General features: G+C 47.0%; 1 protein-coding gene. It reads right to left on the bottom strand.

Annotated features, from left to right (window positions below; genetic code table 11):
• Window positions 1–1830, bottom strand: a 1830-nt coding sequence (locus tag KDK16_RS04505; RefSeq protein ID WP_257274880.1) for a hypothetical protein, incomplete at both ends; no start/stop codon positions are given.

Below are 1830 nucleotides of genomic sequence, written 5' to 3'. Positions count from 1 at the left end.
GTTCTGACATTCCACGGTTCCATTTGCTCGTCACGAGTGAACGTTATGTTTTTAAGTGGCGTATTACCGGTAAAATAAGGATTAAGGCGAAGTTTGTAATCTGCGGCCTTATCACCTAGTGACTCCAGACTTTTATTAAACCGGTCAACAAAATCCTGCAGCGACTCCACTCTGTACTGGGGAACAGTCTTGAAGCTTTTTTTCAGCTTTGACATTACCCGGTAGTAGGTTTTCTCATTATATTCATCAAGGGTCAGAGGCCCGGCGATGAGCTCAATGATCGTTCTACCACGATGAGAATCCGTTGATATACTGAGAAGATTCCAGCCCCGACGACGGCCTTCCGAAAAGGCGAGGAGTCTTCGTTCATCACCTTTCGGGAGGAGTTCTTGTTCATTAAGGACGTATATATTGAGATACTCTCGCTCAAAGCCAAGCCGGTTGGGTTGGTCATCCATGGCAACAGGGACAACCTCGGCATCGGCTTTTAGTTCGCCAAACATTTGTGTTAAAGATTCAAGATCACTTTCTTCAAAACCAATGTAAGTATCCCGGAGTATTTCGTTTGTAATATCAACGGCGCTCAGGTTTGCACGACGACTACTGAGTACCTCCTTGGCCACTTCTGCCAGACCTCTGCTGCCCACACCTTTACCGGCGACAGGGGCAGTCGCGGCCATTATTTCCACAGGGACTCTGAAGAAGTTGTATCCGTAGTTCCATTCACCCAATGCTTTACCCATCGTTGGGTCTACCCGCAACTGGGTGATTGAACCGGATATGCCCGGCTTGTTGCCTTGCGCAGCCCTGGGGTCGAAGACTTGTAGTCGTCTTCTATCTAACCCGGATTCCGACCCGGACTCCAACTTGGAAAGATTTTCAGGCGTATCCAGAACCAGGATTAATTTGAGCTCTTTTGGAACACCCATCTCAGGCAGACCGGAATCCAGGTCACTCAACTTTTCAGGACGAGCCAGCCTCCCTGGCAGGTTTTGAAGGTATTGATTGAAACGTCGGCCGTTCTCATTCTCGCTTAAATAATCAACCAGACTCTCTCTGAACCGGTCAACATAATCATAATACTTACCACCTTCTGTAAATTCAGGTGAATTGGTCAATAAGCCAATCGTGTTGCCGCTTTCCGGCATGGTAACCAGGAGAGATTTTTTTTCTGAAGCTTTTGTTGAAACAAAATCATTGGCAGCTTCAGCGGCTTTTAAAAGAGCATCGGGTGTTTGCCCGGAATTGAACAGGACAACATCGCTGGTCTCTTTATTATTAATCCTGACACCAAATGAATAGAGCCCGTCGGGCTGTTTTATGTACTGCCATCGACCATCCTGTGTTTTCAGTGCAACGGATGTCCTGTCATTTCCATCAATGGCAAAAATCTTATTACCGGCCAGCTCGATTTGATCAGGAAGCTGATCAAATCGTTGATAATTGGCCAGGATAAAATCCTGAACCGCTTTGATTTTTTTCGGATCGTCCGGATCATCGACCCTGATTATTTTTTCCGTTCCGCCCTCAGCCCAGGGGCTGACCCTGAAGCCATCAGCCTTTTTTACCACCATTAAATTCAGTTCTGAGCGCAGCAGATAGAAGGGTATTTTTTTCCGCAATAGCCGGTCAACCAGATCGGCCTTCACCGGCACATCGACAAAGTCATTGTCTTTATAGACCCGTCCGGTGGGCAATCTGCTTTTTAACTCAGCATTCAGGCTGCCATAGCGAGCCTTCATTTTGACACCGTTGATCAAACTATGCCCCAAAGGCTGGTCAGTCGATGGATTATTTACCACATGGTCAACTACCCGAATATCGGAAACC

The sequence above is a fragment of the Endozoicomonas sp. SESOKO4 genome (genome assembly GCF_024606275.1).
Note: the sequence above shows the minus strand (reverse complement) of the source record. Positions and strands in the feature narration are given on the sequence as shown.